The sequence below is a fragment of the Vreelandella sp. DA03-1M genome (assembly GCF_055725665.1).
Map to the genome: position 1 here is coordinate 4,038,043 of NZ_CM146798.1, position 16,832 is coordinate 4,054,874.

Annotated in this window: 19 protein-coding genes; 12 read left to right on the top strand and 7 right to left on the bottom strand. The window is 56.2% G+C overall.

The genetic code is table 11. The annotated features are described in order from the left end of the window. Positions 1–26 precede the first annotated feature (26 nt). From ACXUPB_RS18860 to ACXUPB_RS18875, 4 genes are all read left to right on the top strand, one after another. The gene (locus ACXUPB_RS18860) at positions 27–731 is read left to right on the top strand and encodes a transglycosylase SLT domain-containing protein (RefSeq protein ID WP_472953985.1); all 705 of its coding nucleotides are present in this window, start codon (positions 27–29) and stop codon (positions 729–731) included. Between the two features lie 11 nt (positions 732–742). After that, entirely contained in the window at positions 743–1,483 is a 741-nt protein-coding gene (locus tag ACXUPB_RS18865; RefSeq protein ID WP_472953987.1) for a TSUP family transporter, read from the top strand. 69 nt (positions 1,484–1,552) lie between these two features. Next, a complete protein-coding gene (locus tag ACXUPB_RS18870; protein WP_472953989.1) occupies positions 1,553–2,740 on the top strand; it encodes a M24 family metallopeptidase in 1,188 nt (395 codons plus the stop codon). A 126-nt stretch (positions 2,741–2,866) separates the two neighbouring features. Next, positions 2,867–3,238 carry a hypothetical protein gene (locus ACXUPB_RS18875; RefSeq protein WP_472953991.1) on the top strand — a complete coding sequence of 124 codons (372 nt, stop codon included), beginning with the start codon at positions 2,867–2,869 and terminating at the stop codon, positions 3,236–3,238. Positions 3,239–3,504: 266 nt separating this feature from the next. On the opposite strand, the gene ACXUPB_RS18880 is transcribed toward ACXUPB_RS18875, so the two are convergent. The 3 genes from ACXUPB_RS18880 to ACXUPB_RS18890 form a co-directional block, all read right to left on the bottom strand. Further along, entirely contained in the window at positions 3,505–4,365 is an 861-nt protein-coding gene (locus tag ACXUPB_RS18880) for a F510_1955 family glycosylhydrolase (RefSeq protein ID WP_472953993.1), read from the bottom strand. A gap of 81 nt (positions 4,366–4,446) precedes the next feature. Beyond that, a complete protein-coding gene (locus ACXUPB_RS18885; RefSeq protein ID WP_472953996.1) occupies positions 4,447–6,051 on the bottom strand; it encodes a multicopper oxidase family protein in 1,605 nt (534 codons plus the stop codon). 70 nt (positions 6,052–6,121) lie between these two features. Continuing rightward, on the bottom strand, positions 6,122–6,382 hold the full coding sequence (locus ACXUPB_RS18890) for a hypothetical protein (RefSeq protein WP_472953999.1): 261 nt from the start codon (positions 6,380–6,382) through the stop codon (positions 6,122–6,124). Between ACXUPB_RS18890 and ACXUPB_RS18895 the strand changes: the two genes are divergently transcribed. The 4 genes from ACXUPB_RS18895 (at position 6,371) to ACXUPB_RS18910 (ending at position 9,824) form a co-directional block, all read left to right on the top strand. Beyond that, complete coding sequence (locus ACXUPB_RS18895; RefSeq protein WP_472954001.1) at positions 6,371–6,568, top strand: hypothetical protein; 198 nt, start codon at positions 6,371–6,373, stop codon at positions 6,566–6,568. The two genes, ACXUPB_RS18890 and ACXUPB_RS18895, sit on opposite strands and share 12 nt — an antisense overlap. 148 nt (positions 6,569–6,716) lie before the next feature. Further along, entirely contained in the window at positions 6,717–7,286 is a 570-nt protein-coding gene (locus ACXUPB_RS18900) for a Spy/CpxP family protein refolding chaperone (protein ID WP_472954004.1), read from the top strand. A 79-nt stretch (positions 7,287–7,365) separates the two neighbouring features. After that, positions 7,366–9,645, top strand: coding sequence for a heavy metal translocating P-type ATPase (locus tag ACXUPB_RS18905; protein WP_472954006.1), 2,280 nt, complete (start codon positions 7,366–7,368; stop codon positions 9,643–9,645). Beyond that, entirely contained in the window at positions 9,642–9,824 is a 183-nt protein-coding gene (locus ACXUPB_RS18910; protein WP_472954009.1) for a hypothetical protein, read from the top strand. The genes ACXUPB_RS18905 and ACXUPB_RS18910 overlap by 4 nt, the downstream gene beginning before the upstream one ends. A gap of 71 nt (positions 9,825–9,895) precedes the next feature. Here ACXUPB_RS18910 and ACXUPB_RS18915 read toward each other — a convergent pair whose 3' ends face one another. Then, on the bottom strand, positions 9,896–10,387 hold the full coding sequence (locus ACXUPB_RS18915) for a Fic family protein (RefSeq protein WP_472954010.1): 492 nt from the start codon (positions 10,385–10,387) through the stop codon (positions 9,896–9,898). A 212-nt stretch (positions 10,388–10,599) separates the two neighbouring features. On the opposite strand from ACXUPB_RS18915, the gene ACXUPB_RS18920 reads away from it, so the two are divergent. The 3 genes from ACXUPB_RS18920 (at position 10,600) to ACXUPB_RS18930 (ending at position 13,004) form a co-directional block, all read left to right on the top strand. Next, complete coding sequence (locus tag ACXUPB_RS18920) at positions 10,600–11,718, top strand: alkene reductase (protein ID WP_472954013.1); 1,119 nt, start codon at positions 10,600–10,602, stop codon at positions 11,716–11,718. Positions 11,719–11,851: 133 nt separating this feature from the next. Beyond that, positions 11,852–12,319 carry a TspO/MBR family protein gene (locus ACXUPB_RS18925; protein WP_472954016.1) on the top strand — a complete coding sequence of 156 codons (468 nt, stop codon included), beginning with the start codon at positions 11,852–11,854 and terminating at the stop codon, positions 12,317–12,319. An 88-nt stretch (positions 12,320–12,407) separates the two neighbouring features. Beyond that, a complete protein-coding gene (locus ACXUPB_RS18930; protein ID WP_472954018.1) occupies positions 12,408–13,004 on the top strand; it encodes a cell division protein ZipA C-terminal FtsZ-binding domain-containing protein in 597 nt (198 codons plus the stop codon). 6 nt (positions 13,005–13,010) lie between these two features. Here the strand turns inward: ACXUPB_RS18930 and ACXUPB_RS18935 are convergent, their stop codons facing one another. Continuing rightward, positions 13,011–14,600 (bottom strand): ABC-F family ATPase, encoded by a 1,590-nt coding sequence (locus ACXUPB_RS18935; RefSeq protein WP_035560816.1) that lies wholly within the window; start codon positions 14,598–14,600, stop codon positions 13,011–13,013. Positions 14,601–14,697: 97 nt separating this feature from the next. Next, the gene (locus ACXUPB_RS18940) at positions 14,698–15,552 is read right to left on the bottom strand and encodes a sirohydrochlorin chelatase (protein WP_472954020.1); all 855 of its coding nucleotides are present in this window, start codon (positions 15,550–15,552) and stop codon (positions 14,698–14,700) included. Between the two features lie 130 nt (positions 15,553–15,682). Between ACXUPB_RS18940 and ACXUPB_RS18945 the strand changes: the two genes are divergently transcribed. Next, positions 15,683–16,255 (top strand): gamma-glutamylcyclotransferase, encoded by a 573-nt coding sequence (locus tag ACXUPB_RS18945; protein ID WP_472954022.1) that lies wholly within the window; start codon positions 15,683–15,685, stop codon positions 16,253–16,255. A gap of 2 nt (positions 16,256–16,257) precedes the next feature. On the opposite strand, the gene ACXUPB_RS18950 is transcribed toward ACXUPB_RS18945, so the two are convergent. Next, on the bottom strand, positions 16,258–16,785 hold the full coding sequence (locus tag ACXUPB_RS18950) for an HPP family protein (RefSeq protein WP_472954024.1): 528 nt from the start codon (positions 16,783–16,785) through the stop codon (positions 16,258–16,260). Positions 16,786–16,832: the final 47 nt, after the last annotated feature.

Below are 16,832 nucleotides of genomic sequence, written 5' to 3' on the forward strand. Positions count from 1 at the left end.
CAAGGACTTATCCACAAGGAATTTTTATGCGTCACCCTGTTGATGGTTTGACTGAACGCTTTACCGCTGATTTCTCATCCCGCTTCCCAGCGGCCTTCGTTAGGCTACGTCTTTGGGCATCGCTGGCTACTGTGCTATTTCTCTCTGGCTGTGCCACCTTTGCGCCCAATCCCCCCCAGGATCAGAGCAATATATGCGAGATATTTCGTGAACAGCCTAGCTGGTATGACTACGCACGGGAGTCACAAGAAAAATGGGGGACACCGATTGCTACCCAGATGTCATTTATCCAGCAGGAGTCTTCGTTTCGCAGCCATGTCCGCCCTGATCGCAAGCGCTACCTAGGCTTTATACCGGGGCCGCGCCCCTCCTCAGCCAGGGGCTATGCCCAGGCGCAAGACCCGGTTTGGGGCGAATACCAAGACCAAGCGGGCAGCCTGTTTGCCCGGCGCACCCATATGAAACATGCCACCGACTTTATTGGCTGGTACAACCGCCGCTCCCAACAGCAGGCGGGCATATCGCTCAACAATCCTGAGCACCTCTACTACGCCTATCACGAAGGCGCGGGGGGCTACCAACGGGGCAGCTATCGCGGTAAGTCTCATGTGCTAAGAGCAGGCAGCCAAGTAGCCGCACGCGCCAACCGTTACCAAGCCCAACTCAATAGCTGTGAAGCAGAGTTTCAGTGCCGCAGGTTTTATCAGGTCTGGCCGTTTTGTCGTAGTTAAGGACGCTGCCGATGTCGCTATGGATGGGGGCCGCCCTGGTTAGCGTGGTGTTTTTCACCTCAATGCTCTCCGGGGTGTTTGGTATGGCGGGCGGATTGGTACTGCTGTGGTTTCTGCTACTGATCTTTCCAGCAGCGACTGCCATGGCCGTGCACGGGGTTATTCAGCTCACCGCGAATGGGTCGCGGGCATGGCTTTCAAGGCATTTTATTGTCTGGCGTATCGTCGCCTTTATGACGCTGGGAGTGCTTAGCGCCGCAGGCCTGCTTCTACTGTTCAATTACAGCCCCAATGCGGCCAGCGTCTCATTGTTGATAGGCCTAATGCCGATATTGGTGTGGATGCCCAAGCGCTGGTTTCACCTGGATGCTAACCGCGCCAGCCACGCGCTTTGCTGTGGCATTGCTTCCGGCGGATTGACCATAGCCGCGGGGGTTTCTGGGCCATTGATCGATATATTCTTTGTGCGCTCACGCATGGATCGCCGCCAAGTCGTGGCGACCAAGGCGATGATTCAGGTGGTGGCGCACAGTATTAAGATTATCTTCTACCTAGGCGCCGCCGTCGCACTTAGTGCTGGCGAATGGGGCATCGTACTGCTCGCGGCGCCCTTTGCGATCTTTGGCACCCACACCGGCAACCGTATTCTGCAGCGTCTCACCGATGCGAACTTTCGCACCTGGACACGCTGGATTGTCACAGGCATTGGAGTCTTCTACTTCTTTCAAGGGCTCTTTCTACTCACTCGCTAGCGTTGAGGCAGATAAAAGCGGGCTTAAAGGAGGTGCCTATACTGACCTTACCTATTAAAGGAGGTCGCTATGGATTACCACCACTACCGCACAACCCTTCCGGAAACACTCGCCCAGAGCGAGCTGCCTTTTCCCGCTGCCGAATACCAGGCGCGCCTGAAGAAGGTGCGCAATGCCATGACAGAGCAGGGATTAGATGCGCTGCTGCTTACCGACCCCGCCGATATTAATTACCTCACCGGCTACCATACCTTTGAAGTTTCGGTGCACGCTTGCCTAGTCTGCACCCAAGCGCGGCTAGTGCTACAAGTCGCCTCCATTGAAACCGGTGCAGCGGTGGTCACCGCTCGGGTCGATGAGATCATCGGCTACCGCTGGGAAAACCTGGATGAAATCATCACACCGCTGGCAGACCTGCTTTCCCCTTGCTCGAAAATTGGTATTGATGGCTGGAGTAGCGGGCTACGCTTTGGGGTAATCGATGCGCTGATGCAGACTATCGGCCGTGAGCGCTTTAGCGAAGCAGGCGCAGTGGTCGATACGATTCGACTTATAAAAAGCCCCGCCGAACTTGAGATGCTGCAACAGAGCGCACGAATCACCGCTCTTGGGCTAGAGACCGCGATACAGAGTATTCGCCCCGGCATGACCGACAACGATATTGCCGCCGTGGGCGCCAAAGCGCTGTTGGAAAACGGCAGCGAGTTTATGAGCCTCCAGCCCATTGTGACCAGCGGACACCGTATTGGCGTGATACACGTCAACCATAAGCGGCGTGTCATTCAGCCTAACGAACCGGTTTTCCTAGAGTTCGGTGCTGCCTATCAACGCTATACGGCACCCATGATGCGTACCGCGGTGACGGGTACTCCAAACTCGGCGCTCTCCGCCACTCGGGATCTGTGCCGCTCACTATTTGAAGCGCTCTGCGACGCCATGCGGCCTGGCAATACCTTTGATGCCGCTGCCCAGGCGGCTGATGCGCTGCTCGCCCCTCAGCGTGAACAATATTTCTTCTCTGGGGTGTTTGGGTATGCCGTAGGGGCACAATTCCCGCCTAGCTGGGTGGAGGGCACCGGCTTTATCGCCAAAGGGCAGGCGCGCACTTTTGAAACCAATATGGTGTTTCACCTGCCGCTCTGCCTACGTGTGCCCGGCCAGTGGGGCGTTGGCATAAGCGACACCGTGATGGTGACTGAAAACGGAGCAAAACCGCTGACCAATAACGACTGGCAGCTGTTTGAGGCGCGCTCATAAGCTATTGCGTCTTAATAGTCGCAGCATTGACAGGTCAATGGAGTAGCGCTATCGTCAACTGAGATGCAAATGAGAAACACTCTCTTTATTTATTAAATAGACAGTCAGGCGTGAGGGATTAGTGGGATGACTAGCGAGCAGCGGCAACTTCGCCAAACGGTCATATTTTTGCGCACCTCTTTTGAAGCGGTTCAGCACTCTATTGCTGGCCGCTTGGAAGACCCGCTGCCCTGCTGGATGGACACCAGCATGCTTTCCATGCTGTCGCGGGAGCTCACTCGCTGCGGCCAACAGTCCAAGCCGCTGTTTGCCCCAGCCGTCACCGAACAGCTCTATATCGCCTCACAACAATGCGAGCTGCTACTCAAACAGTGCCCAGGGGTGCTCAGCAGCGCGGTCTGCTATCGCCAGTTGGGTGCCATTATGTTGCCGCTTTCGAGTGCACTGCAGCAGATCGACACTCCCGCCAAACGGCGTTGGCCTTGGCAGCGGCACTAGCAACAAGTTGATTACACCTCCCTACACTTGTAGTTATTTATGTGCAGTCGTGTCATAAAACTGCACCAGCAGATAGCGCTCTGCGACATCGATACCGGCAAATAAGCTCTCGAAGGTCTGCTCGCCGTCGGTGCAACTCCACCCGGTTGCCACAGCACCGAGTTCTCGTCGCGTCGTGCAGAGAGATAGCCCTGAAAGTTCGCGCGGACAAACACCCAACAGGCCGACACCGCCACATGGGGCAACATGTGGTATCTCCCAATTCATTAGAGGTGCGACCAATCGCGCCCACCGTTATTACTGATTAGCAGTTGATTGAGATCATCAACCGCTACCAAACGCTGCGGGTCGTGCGGATCCAGCGCCAGATGCATTAGATAGCGATCTTCCCAGCCGCGCTTGACTACCTCCCAATCCCGGCTGCCCTCCTCAACTCTCAGCAAGCCTACCCCTATCATGAAGGCATAAAGCTCTCCTTGGCTGGCCACCACCAGGCTCGTAGGGCGGCGCTCAGGGTATACTTGTCGCCATCGTTCGCCTCCGTCAGGGCTCATCAATAGCCCGGTCTGAGTGGCGGCATAGAGTTGTTCGGGATCACGGCTCGAGGCAGCCAGGGAAATCAGCCCGGCCGGCGCCTGGGCGCGAATCTGCCAGTTGGCACCACCATCCTGGCTGGCTTGGAGCTGGCCACCATTGGCCCCATAGAGTACGTTGGGACTGGCCTCACTGATAGTCATCTGATGAAAGTCCACCGGGCCGTCAACGCCGATAGCTAATTGTGACCAGCTGCGGCCTGAATCCCGGGACTTAACCACGCCGAGGTTGCCTCCCCTGGCCGGGTGGCCGCTGGCAAAGAAGGTCTCGGCTTCTTCTGGGTGAGGAGCAAAACCCATGAAGTCATGGGTCTCCTGCGAGACCCGGCGGGCCATTCCATCACTACCAACGGCATAGAAGCCATGATGGGTGGCCAACCATAGTCGTTCGCTATCCGCTCGATCGACGGCCAGGCCGTGAATATGGGTCTGCTCTCGCAGTTGCTCAAGACTGATACTACTCGGTTCTCGGGAGCAACCTGTCAGCAAGGTAAGCAGGAAGGCCACGGCGAGTGGCCAGCGATAATAGGTCATGACACCACATCCTTATCAGTCGTCAGGTGGACAAGCACCACGCAAAGCCAGCGCGTAGTGCCGAAGCAAAACAAGGCAAGCTCAGCTCACACGGATCGTCGCCATCATGCCTAGCTCTTCGTGTTCGATGATGTGGCAGTGGAACAGCCAATCGCCGGGCTCGGGGAACACCATGCGTAGCCTGAGGCGCTGATAAGAAGCCAGGTTGACGGTGTCCTTCCAGGCCAGCCAGGGCGTGTCTCGCCACTCACTGTCTGCATCGCGTGTCGCGATCACTTGGAAGTGGGTGCCATGCACATGGAAGGGGTGATCCATATGGGAGTTATTGAAGACTTCCCACTCCTCTACCTCGCCAACCTGCCCCTCAAACAGGACGTCGTTCATGGCAAAGGCGCGGCCGTTGATCAGAAAATCCACCTTGGGTCGAACCGCTCTATCATCGTCGCTAGCGTGACTCGCCCCATGCCCCGGCCCATGGGTTCCGTGATGGCTGTCACTGCCGCTGTGGCTGGCATGCGAATCGCCATTCACCGCACCGTGATTGTCATGGTCTGGCATCACCTCGGTCAGTTCCACTTGACGTCTCACCTCTGGTTCACCCAAGGGTTCGATATGGGACAAGGGGTCAGGTAACGCGACGGCGGGGTATACGCCAGTGTTTAGGGTATGAATCGATAATAGCGGAGCAATCTCGTCCAGATGTGCCGGCTTAGCCCCCATCCAACCTCGTGTATAGGGATGACTCGCCAGCTCAAAACTCCTTTCAGATTTCTCGCTGATGCGTACTAGCAGATCGACCCGCTCACCCGGGGTGAGCAGCAATTCTTCGAGTGGTTGTGGTCGCTCGATCAGCCCGCCATCGGTACCGATCAGGGTCAACTCGTGATCTTCCAAGCGTAAACGCAAGTACCGGCCAGCACAGGCGTTGATCAGCCGCAGGCGTAAGGTAGTGCCCGGCGCCACATCAAGACGTGGCTCGCGTTGGCCGTTGACCAACAGAAGCTCCCCCTCGCGTCCATTCATCCAATCTTCGCTGGTATGGGGCGCCACTTCGCCATTCATATTCAGGCGCAGGTCGCTGACCACTAGCAAATGTTCCTTCACCTCCGCGGGCAACACGTCTAATCGGGGCCTGACCAACAATGCACCCGCTAAGCCATGAGCCACCTGACGCGCAGTACCTTCATGTGGGTGGGGGTGGAACCAGTGTAACCCTGCACTCCCCCTGTGCAGGATATAACGATAATGTCGTGACTCTCCGGGCAATACGGCTTCCCAGGGTGCCCCATCTTGCGACTGGGGCACCGGCACCCCATGCCAGTGCAGCGTCGTTTCCTGCTCAAGCTCGTTTATCAGGTTAATATCTAACTCATCCCCCTCGAGCACCTCAATCAATGGCAACACTTTGCCGTTGTAGAGCAATAACTTTGCCTCAAGCCCATCGTTCACTGGCACCGCTTGGGCAGCGGGGGTTAATACACTTTGAAAGCGCCCAACCTGATCACTCAAGTTTGCAATCCGAGGCAGTGGTTGAAGGGGTTGTCCTGCAGGGATGCTAGCGTTATCCAGCAGGGCTGTTGGTAACGCCTGGGTATGTCGTCCGGCCAATGCGTGAACCAATAGGCCAGACCCAGAGAGTGCGATACCACCCAGGGTGGTGTAGCGAAGAAATTCGCGACGTTTCATGGATATTCCTCGTGATTAAAATCATCATCTTGGCCCGCCATAGGCGAGCTGAACGTTCAGCGATGAAGGTTTAAACGCGAGGAGGGCGATCAAGGAGCGTGCGCGGAGCTGGTGACCAGTTAACTAAATAACGAGGCAAGGTCGACGTGGCGGAGGTTGCGTCTTCGATAAGCAACGCGAGATTTACCGCACACTGAGCACAGGGCATACAGCACTCTGCCATATGGGAGGCATCGTGGTCGCCAATGCTGACCGACCCAACAACTTCGATCGCTCCACTGGCTAGATCAATGTCAGTGAACAGACAAGGTTCATCTTCATGATGATCCATCGCCATGATCATCAATGGCTGCGCCAAGGCAAGGCTTATCAGCAAACAAACCAGCCATTTAAAAGCGGAGCAATTCATGACAAAGAAGTAATCACTATCGAGTGGAGGATATTAAGAGTATTTCATGGCTTCACAGACACACGCAACCCAAGTGCAGCAGGCAGGTTGCCGAATTACCAAAATTGATACAGGTCAACAAACTGCCTACTTTCACGCCCTGAGATGCCTTAGGCATGCCTGAATGCCATATTGAGAATTGACCTAGGTGCTACACATAGCCTCAATACTTCAGGCATCGGCCTTTGATATAGGCCTGTCGCTAAGGAGAACGACCATGGATATTCGCAAGCACACTCTCGCCATCGGACTCACCCTGGCCCTCGCAGCCAGTGGTACCGGCATTGCTTTCGCCCAGGGAATGATGGGTGACCAAGCGGGCCAGGGACGCTCTATGATGGAGGGCGGCATGGGCTCCGGCATGATGGGCGGCGGCCAAGGCGGAATGGGGCCCGGCATGATGGGGGAAATGATGGGTGGCGGCATGATGCCCTGCCCAATGATGGGCGGCGCCAGCATGGGCATGATGTCGATGCTCGACGATGATCAACGCAGCGAGATGCGCGAGCTGATGCAGGAGCACCGACCTGCCCAGTTCGAGCGTATGGGGCGGATGATGAACCTACGCGACGACCTGATGGCGGAGATGCACGGCGATCGCCCAGACCCTGATGAGGTTCAAGCGCTACACGGACAGATGGCCGAGTTGCACGGCGAGATGATGGCCGAGATGGTGCGCATGCGAAATGCCATGCATGACCAAATGAGCGACGAGCAGCGCCAGCAACTTGAGCAGGCCACACCCGAGAGCGGCGTCGATCCTGACGACCATGACGCCCACCACTGACCGGGATGTCACTGCGTAGGCAATAGGACGGACGGCCAACCCTGGCCGTTCTCTCATCAACGCCAGCAGGAGGTACACGATGTCCGATTCGACCCCGAACATGATCACCCTGACGGTGCCCGGAATGGGCAGCGACCACTGCGCCGGCATCGTGCGCAAAACGCTCGAACGCATTGATGGCGTGGGCGTGATTCAGACCAATATCGCCAATCACCATGTCAGTGTGACCATCGAAGCAAGCGGCCCCGATGGTGACACCTTGAAGAAAGCCGTCGAAGGAGCAGGCTATGACGTGGCTGCCGTGCAGAGTGACCAGGAGGACGCCGAGAGCGACGCCGAGATCGAGGAGGCCTATCTAAGCCAAGCTCGCAAGCGACTGATCATCGCCGCGATACCCACCACCCTGATCATGCTGCTAATGATTCCGCACATGTTCTGGCAGCCAATTCCCGGCTATCTGGCCATCGTGGCACTGCTAGCCTTCCCGGTGGTCTTCCTCTATGGCGGGGCAGCCACCCACAAGTCGACCTGGCGCTCGTTGAAAAACGGCACCTTTAATATGGATGTGCTGATCTCCATGGGCAGCCTGCCGCCCTACCTGATTGGCCTGGTTGGCTTCGTCTACACCATGACCTCGTTTATTGAGATGGCTGCCACCATCATGACCTTCCACTTGCTGGGCCGTTATTTGGAGGCACTAGCCAAAGGGCGCGCCTCCCAGGCTATTCGTCGCCTGATGACACTGGGCGCCAAGACGGCGCGGGTGGAGCGCGACGGCGAGGAAATTGAAGTGCCGGTGAAAGAGCTCGCGCCCGGTGACATCATGATCGTGCGCCCCGGCGATAAGATCCCCACCGACGGCGAAGTGGTCGAGGGTGAGAGCCATCTCGACGAATCCCTCGCCACCGGCGAGTCGATACCGGTCTACAAGAGCACCGGCGACAGCGTGATCGGCGCCACCATCAACAAGGAGGGCCGATTGCGGGTCAAGGCGACCCGCGTCGGCGGCGATACTTTTCTCTCCCAAGTGGTGCGTCTTATCGACCAGGCCCAGGGCTCACGAGTGCCAATCCAAGAATTCGCCGACCGTATGACCGGCCGCTTCGTGCCAGCGGTACTGGCTATTTCACTGGCTAGCCTGATTGCATGGGCGCTGTTTCCAGACGTACTGCGGCCGATTCTGGACTGGGGCGCGACCTTCCTGCCTTGGGTGAATCCAGATGCCAGTACCCCAACGCTAGCCCTGATTGCCGCCGTCGCCGTGCTTGTCATCGCCTGTCCCTGTGCCCTCGGCCTGGCCACCCCCACCGCGCTGATGGTGGGCTCCGGCATCGGTGCCGAGCGCGGCATCCTGATCCGCTCCGGCGAAGCGATCCAGACCTTCAAGGACGTCAAGGTAATGGTGCTCGACAAGACCGGCACCATTACCCGCGGCGAGCCGAAGCTCACCGATGCCGTCACCGCCGAAGGTGTCGAGGAAACGCACCTGCTGACCCTGGCCGCGAGCGTGGAGAACGCCTCGGAACACCCCATCGCCCGGGCCATCGTCGAGGGTGCCAAGGAACGCGATGTGAAGCCTCGTGACGTCAGCGAGTTCCGTTCCACCGGAGCGCGGGGCGTCTCGGGCAAGGTGGGCGATGAAACCGTGCTGATCGGCAATCGTCGACTACTGGAAGAGGAAGGCGTGACAGGCCTCGAGGCTCTGGATGACGCCATGGCAGAGCTTGAGGGCAAAGGGCGCACCGTTGTGATCGTCGCCGCCGACGGTCAGGCCCTGGGCCTGGTGGCAGTGGCCGATACCCTCAAGGAAAAATCCGTAGAGGCCATCCGCGGCATGCATGAACTGGGCCTGCACGTGGTGATGATCACCGGCGATAACGAGCGCGCCGCCCGTGCCGTAGCAGACGAGGTGGGCATCGACGAGGTTCAGGCCGGGGTGTTGCCGGAAGGTAAGGTCGATGCCATCCGTAAACTTCAGGAGAAACATGGCAACCACGTGGCCATGGTCGGCGACGGCATTAATGATGCCGCAGCGTTGAAGCAAGCCAACGTTGGTATAGCCATCGGCGCGGGAGCAGATGTGGCTATTGAGGCCGCCGATGTGACCCTGGTGCGCGGCGAACTGACCGCCGTGGTAGACGCCATGCACCTAAGCCGCGCCACCTTTGGCAAAATCGTCCAAAACCTGATCTGGGCCAGCGCTTATAACGTGGCAGCCATTCCCATCGCCGCGATTGGTCTGCTGCACCCGATGATTGGCGTCATCGCCATGACCGCAAGCTCTCTCTCCGTCATTGGCAACTCGCTGCTACTCAAGCGGCGCTTCGCCACAAACAACCCACAAGGAGACTCCAAATGAACCGCCTTCACCACTGGATGATGACTATTTGCTTGGTAATGATGGGCGTCGCCATGGTACTGCTGATGTGGCGCGCGCAGCCGATCGGCGGCGGAGTCTGGCTGCTGCTCTTACCAATGGGGCTCTGCCTGGGGCTACACCTGTTCGTGCATCGCCACAGTCAGCACCACGACGAATGAGTAGCCCGCCATGACAATGGCTAACGTGGCGTAAAAGCTCCAGACCTTGGAAATAATAGAGCCGTTGTTCATTAATGCGTGTCTTTGGTGGCAAGCACTTGCTGACCTAAAGCGGTTAATCGGTATTTTTGTAGGCGACTTCGGGGCTTGTCAGGAACCGTCATCTCGATTAAGCCCTGTTTCATTGCGATTTGCTGATAATATTCTCTGAAATGCTTTTCGTCTTGCAGCCCCAACGCAGCCATCAATTCGGCTCTTCCCATCTCACCTTCAAATGACTTGAGCAGACGTAAAATCTCGGGGGTGACTTCGGGGGTGACTTCAGTCACTGCCTCTTTCTCAACCGAAAACCCCTCGTGAACGGGTAAGCGAATCAAAAAGTAACTGCGTTCATCGTCGGTTTCGAACACCGGCTCTGGAGAACCGTTCGCCTTCATGACCCGAAGAATTTTCGGCACACCTGTTGAACGGCCTTCGGTTAAATCCAACTCTTTTAAAAACTCGCCAATACGCCGGTTGCGATAACGGCGGCTGACAGCTTTACCTGCCTGCAGATCTTGCAAATTAATAGAGTGCTACCACTGGTTTTAGTCTCGGCACTGATGGAGCCTTTTTATATTTGTCACGAACCCCACCTGATTTTACTAGCGGGGGTTTGTTTCGCCCATTACATCCCCATTTACTAAAGCATAGCATCGTCGTTGGCGCTTACTAGTAAACTGGTCTATTCTGTTCGCCACGATGATATCAACTGCTTCAAAAGGAGTTTTATTCTATGGCGTATGAAACGCTGTTTACCCCGACCCAGTTTGGCAGCCTGTCGATTCCTAACCGCGTGATCATGGCGCCGCTAACCCGTTCGCGTACGCCGGATAGCGTACCGGGTAAGATGCAGGAAGCTTACTACGGCCAACGGGCGGGGGCTGGGTTAATTATCAGCGAAGCCACCAATATCTCTCCCACCGCCCGCGGCTACGTCTATACCCCAGGCATTTGGACTGATGCCCAGGAAGCGGGCTGGAAAGGCGTTGTTGACGCAGTACACGCCAAAGGCGGCCGTATTGCGCTGCAGCTATGGCACGTTGGGCGTGTTTCACACGAAATGGTTCAACCCGACGGCCAGCAGCCGGTAGCGCCGAGTGCGCTGAAAGGCGAAGGCGCCCAGTGTTTCGTCGAGTTTGAAGACGGCACCGCGGGTCAGCACCCCACCAGCACTCCGCGGGCGCTGGAAACCGACGAAATCACCGGCATTGTCGAGGATTACCGTCAGGCAGCTGAGCGTGCCAAGCGTGCAGGTTTCGATATGGTCGAAGTCCACGCGGCGAACGCTTACCTGCTTAACCAGTTTCTGGCCACCGGCACCAACAAGCGTACCGATCAGTATGGCGGCTCACTGGAAAACCGCGCTCGCTTTCCGCTGGAAGTGGTCGACGCGGTGATTGACGTTTACGGTGCTGACCGGGTGGGCATTCGCATGACACCGTTTATCGAGCTGTTTGGCTTGACCGACGATGAGCCGGAAGCCATGGCATTCTACATGGCCGAGCAGCTCTCCAAGCGCGGCCTCGCCTACCTGCACCTGAACGAGCCGAATTGGGCCGGTGGCGATATCACCTTCCCAGACGGTTTCCGCGAGCAGATGCGCGAGCGTTTCAGCGGCAGCCTGATCTACTGCGGCAACTACGATGCAGAGCGCGCGGAAGCCCGTATTAGCGAAAATACTACTGACGCCGTGGCTTTTGGCCGTCCTTACATCGCCAATCCTGATTTGCCAGAGCGTTTCCGCGTTAATGCACCGCTCACCGAACCGAACCATGAGACGTTCTATGGCGGTGATGAAAAGGGCTACACCGATTATCCGTTTATGGATAACGGCTATGACCGTCAGCGTTAAGACAACACTCATTTAGCGAATTGCTGAACCCTTACAGCTGAAAAGCATCACTTAGGTGGTGCTTTTTTTATGTCTGGTTATTCTCAAACACTGCTAGGCTGTTGATTCTTTCGTTTTAACACACAGGTGATAAATGCTTGGTTCGCTGATCGCGTTGCTGATCTCTATCCTGTTAGTGGGCCTTACCGCCAGTACCGGTGCGCGTTTTCGGCCTGACAGCTGGTACCGCGAACTGAGTAAGCCGAGCTGGACACCACCGGATATCGCCTTTCCTATTGCGTGGGGCATCCTGTACTTATTGATGGCTCTCGCTGCGTGGCGACTTTATATGGCGGACGCGTCTACATGGCGCACAGCCAGCTTAGTGGTTTATGCAGTGCAATTGATAGCCAATGCAGCGTGGTCCTGGCTGTTTTTTGGGCGTAAACAAATAGCCGCCGCGCTGGCCGACATTGTGGTATTACTAGGATTAATTACTATCGCCATTGCGCTATTTTCCCAAGTCAGCACGCTAGCAGCGTGGCTGATGGTGCCTTACTGGTTATGGGTCGCGCTGGCGCTGTCATTAAATGCAACGATTTGGCGGCTTAACCGGCGCTAATGCGCATTTCATCAACAACTTAAGCTCTGTCGCCATAATAAAATGCTATTAGCGGACCTACTTTAGGTTCACAGGAGGGAGTAGAGAGATGGAAAACACATCAATGGTGACACTGTTGGCTGGCGGATCCTTGATTTTAGGGCTGGTGGCGGCAGCGCTGTTTCTCTACTTTATGCTTTCGCAACGCCGTAAACGTTCACAAACAGAGTTCATTGCTTCCACTGAGACGAAGCAGGCAACAACCGCGCCTCCTGAGCCTGCTCAAGTACCACCGGTTAGCGCAAAAGAGCCTCAAAAAACGCATAAACAGCACTCTTTGTTTGTGATATTTGCTAACCCTTCGCCTGAAACCACGCAACAGTTAACCGATTGGCTGCGCCAAGTAGAGGCCATATACGACCCCGTAACCAAAGTTTACCATGTGCCGGGCAAACAACCTTCCAACCCGGTGACTATCGCCAATGCCTTCCTGCCCGGCGAGATGCCTGATCTCTATCGTGATTCCAATCACGAAGTGAAAGGCATTAGCCTATTAGTTAAACCCCCGCTGCATAAGCGGCGCAACCAGCAGATGATTGTGTTCGTAGATATTGCCAAACAAGCCGCTGAGATTTTTCAGGGCGAATTACTCGATGGTGACCGAGAACCCGCCACAGAAGCAACCTATCAACGCATTATCGGTTAAACGCGTTTATACAACGCCTTGGCTGCGCAAGTAATCGTCATAGTTACCGCTGAAGTCGATAATACCTTCCGGCTGCATATCAATAATGCGCGTCGCCAGTGAAGAGACAAACTCGCGGTCGTGACTGACAAACAGCAGCGTGCCTGGGTAGTTCTCCAGGGCCAGGTTCAACGCCTCGATAGACTCCATATCCAGGTGGTTGGTCGGCTCATCCATCAGCATCACGTTGGGCTGAGTAAGGATTAACTTACCGAACAGCATGCGCCCCTGCTCGCCACCGGAAATGACCTTCACCGATTTGCCGATATCATCGCTGGAAAACAGCATCCGTCCTAACGCGCCCCGAACCACCTGCTCGCCGCCGGTGGTCCAACTCGACATCCACTCAAACAGCGTGGCATCAACGGCAAAATCATCGCTATGATCTTGGGCAAAAACCCCGACATCAGCGGCTTCGGTCCACTTCACTTCGCCAGCATCCGGATGCAGCTCGCCCGCCAGGGTTTTCAGCAGCGTGGTTTTGCCGATGCCGTTGGGGCCGATAATGGCAATGCGCTCACCAGCCTCCACGGTCATGGAGAGGCGCTCGAACAGCGGCTTCTCGCCGTTATAGCTTTTAGTGATGCCATCTACATTGACAGCATTACGGTGAATTTTCTTGGCCTGATCAAAACGAATAAACGGACTGACACGACTGGAAGGTTTGATATCTTCCAGCTTAATTTTGTCGATCTGACGCGCTCGCGAGGTAGCCTGTTTGGCCTTTGAGGCGTTGGCAGAGAAGCGGCTAACGAACTGCTGCAGCTCGGCAATCTGGGCCTTTTTCTTGGCGTTATCAGAGTGCTGGCGCTCGCGAACAGCGGTGGCGGCGGTCATGTAGTCATCATAGTTACCCGGAAACAGGGTAATTTCGCCGTAATCCAGATCCGCCATGTGGGTGCAGACGCTATTCAGGAAATGGCGGTCGTGAGAGATGATGATCATGGTGCTGCTGCGCGCTTTAAGAATGTCTTCCAGCCAGCGGATGGTGTTGATATCCAGGTGGTTGGTGGGCTCATCCAGCAGCAGCACATCGGGGTCGGAGAACAGTGCCTGGGCCAGCAGCACGCGCAGTTTCCAGCCGGGAGAGACTTCGCTCATCGGGCCGGTATGCTGCTCAATGGGAATGCCCAAGCCCAGTAACAGTTCGCCGGCGCGGGGCTCAGCGGTGTAGCCATCCAGCTCGGCAAAGCGCACTTCTAGATCAGCAACGGCCATGCCGTCCTCTTCGCTCATCTCTGCCAGGGAGTAGATACGCTCACGCTCGGCAGCCACCGACCAGAGCTCGACATTGCCCATGATGACGGTGTCGATGACGCGCTCGTTTTCAAACGCAAATTGATCCTGACGCAGCTTACCTAACCGCGTGCTGCTATCCAGCATCACCTGGCCGGAAGAGGGCTCCAAATCACCACCGAGGATTTTCATAAAGGTGGATTTGCCGCAGCCGTTCGCGCCAATCAGGCCGTAACGGTGGCCGTTGTTGAATTTAACGGAGACATTTTCAAACAGGGGCTTAGCCCCAAACTGCATGGTGATATTGGCGGTTGCGATCACAAAAGGAGCCCGGTTAACGTGTCATTGATAATCAATAGAAAGGCTCGCGATTCTACGCGCTATTTGGCCTGTATTCACCCATAAGACTTTAGTCACATCAGGTAATGGCAGGGATATCGAGCAGAAAGCGTTCATCATCAATCGCTTGACGCAATCGAGAGTGCAAAATATCGACAATACCTGGATGTTCGCCTACCAGCTTAGTCGTGGTCACAGAAAGCCCAGGATGCTGCTGCTCAGCCGCCGCGCATATTTCAGCGATATCGCCACCCTCCCCCGCATGGCGCCCCGGCGAAAGAAACAGCATCGCCAGGATGACCGGGCCTGCATTGAACTCGGGTGACACCAGCAAGTTTTCCAGTAGCGGCTCGTTAAAGCGGTACTCATCACCCTCGCGGCGTTCCATAGAAGCAGCAGCAACACACGCTACGTCATCGGCTAACAGCACGCTAAGCTGCCCTGCTAAGCGGTTGCGCACGGCGGTGACGTCAGGAATCGGGCTGCCGTGATCGACCAGCGCCACATGAGGTTTAGTAGCTGGTTGAAGCTTCTCGCGCACATTGTCTGCCAGCAGCTGGGCTAGGCGCAGGTCGTTATTCCCCAATTCATCCACCAAGGGCGGGGCTACACGTATCTTCACATGGGGAAAGCGCTCTTGCAGCGTGGCCATGCGCTCGGGCAGATAGCTAGTCAGTGCCTTGCTGGGGCCAAAAAAGAACGGCAGGATCAGGATCTCTGTCGCCCCTTGTTCGGCACTGCGCTCAGCGGCGGGGCCAAGGGTGGTAGCGGGAATGCCATCGACCTCTTCAGCAGGAATTTTGTTGGAGTGCAGCAGTGAAGCCGCCTGTATGGTTTCACCCATAAGCTCACTAAGCGACGCCGCCACGCGACGTAAATTAAGCGTTGCCTGCGTTCGTAGCGAGCCGTTATCGACCAAAAAAATCGCGCGCATGGCAACCTCCTATTATGGCCTTGGCGATCAAGTGGGTGATCAACCATGACATGTTAAGATGGTGGTTTTACACCGTCGTTGCCCACCATGTTACTTGAAAAATGTGACTTAAAAACGTTGCCTGATACCGATGCTTGATACCACTGCGCTTAACCAGCAAAGAAATTTCTTCGATGGCCATGCCGAGATTTGGCTATTTGGCTATGGTTCACTGATCTGGAAGGCGGACTTTGCCTATTTAGAGCGCCGCCCGGCGTTTATCACCGGCTGGGAACGGCGATTTTGGCAAGGCTCCCATGACCATCGCGGTACGCTTGAAGCACCGGGACGGGTTGCCACCTTAATTCCCGCTGAGGGCGCGGTGTGCCATGGCATGGCCTACCGGATTACACCGGAAGTACTGGCACCGCTGGATGTTCGGGAGAAAAACGGCTACCTACGGGAGAAAGTTCCGCTGACGTTTACCGATGTCAGCAGCGAAACGCCTGAACAGAGCGAAGGGCTTATTTATCTCGCCAGCGAAGATAACCCGGCCTTTCTAGGCGAGGCGACACTGGACGAAATAGCGTTACAAATAGCTAAAGCGCACGGCCCCAGCGGCCCTAACCGTGAGTACCTGCTCAATCTGGCTGCCGCTCTACGTGAACTAGGGGCAGAGGATGCTCATATATTCGCACTGGAGTATCAACTCAGCCGCGTATGACCTCACCAGTACCGGGGATAACGGCGGTGCCGAGCAAGGTTATTGACCAAAACAGCAATGATCAGCATCACAACACTGCCTGCGCCAATCGGTAACAGCGGGTACCACCAACCCAATTGGTGAACGCTAGCCCCGCCACCTACTGCAATCAGTGCAGCCGCGGCTCCCGGTGGGTGAACCGTGTGGGTTAATTGCATAACAAGTATCGACAGCGATACAGCCAGAGACATCGAGAGCGGTGTCGCCCCCAGCAGTTGGTAGCAAGCGACGCCGATACCCGCTGATAGCACGCTGCCAAACAGCACGTGGCTTGGCTGAGCAAAAGGACTTTCAGGAGCAGCATAGATAAGCACTGACGTCGCCCCGAAGGAGCCTACGATCAGTAGCTGTTGCGAGAGCCAAGCCGAGCTTAACCAGCAGATAACCGCCATACCGCTAAAGGCGCCGATCCATGACCACACCGCATCCTGCCAACCAATTCGGTTGCGCTTAATTCGTTGCCCCCGCATCTTGCCAAGATAAGTTTTCATTGCACTCGCTTTGCACAAAATGAGTGCAGATGATGGCAAAATGCACC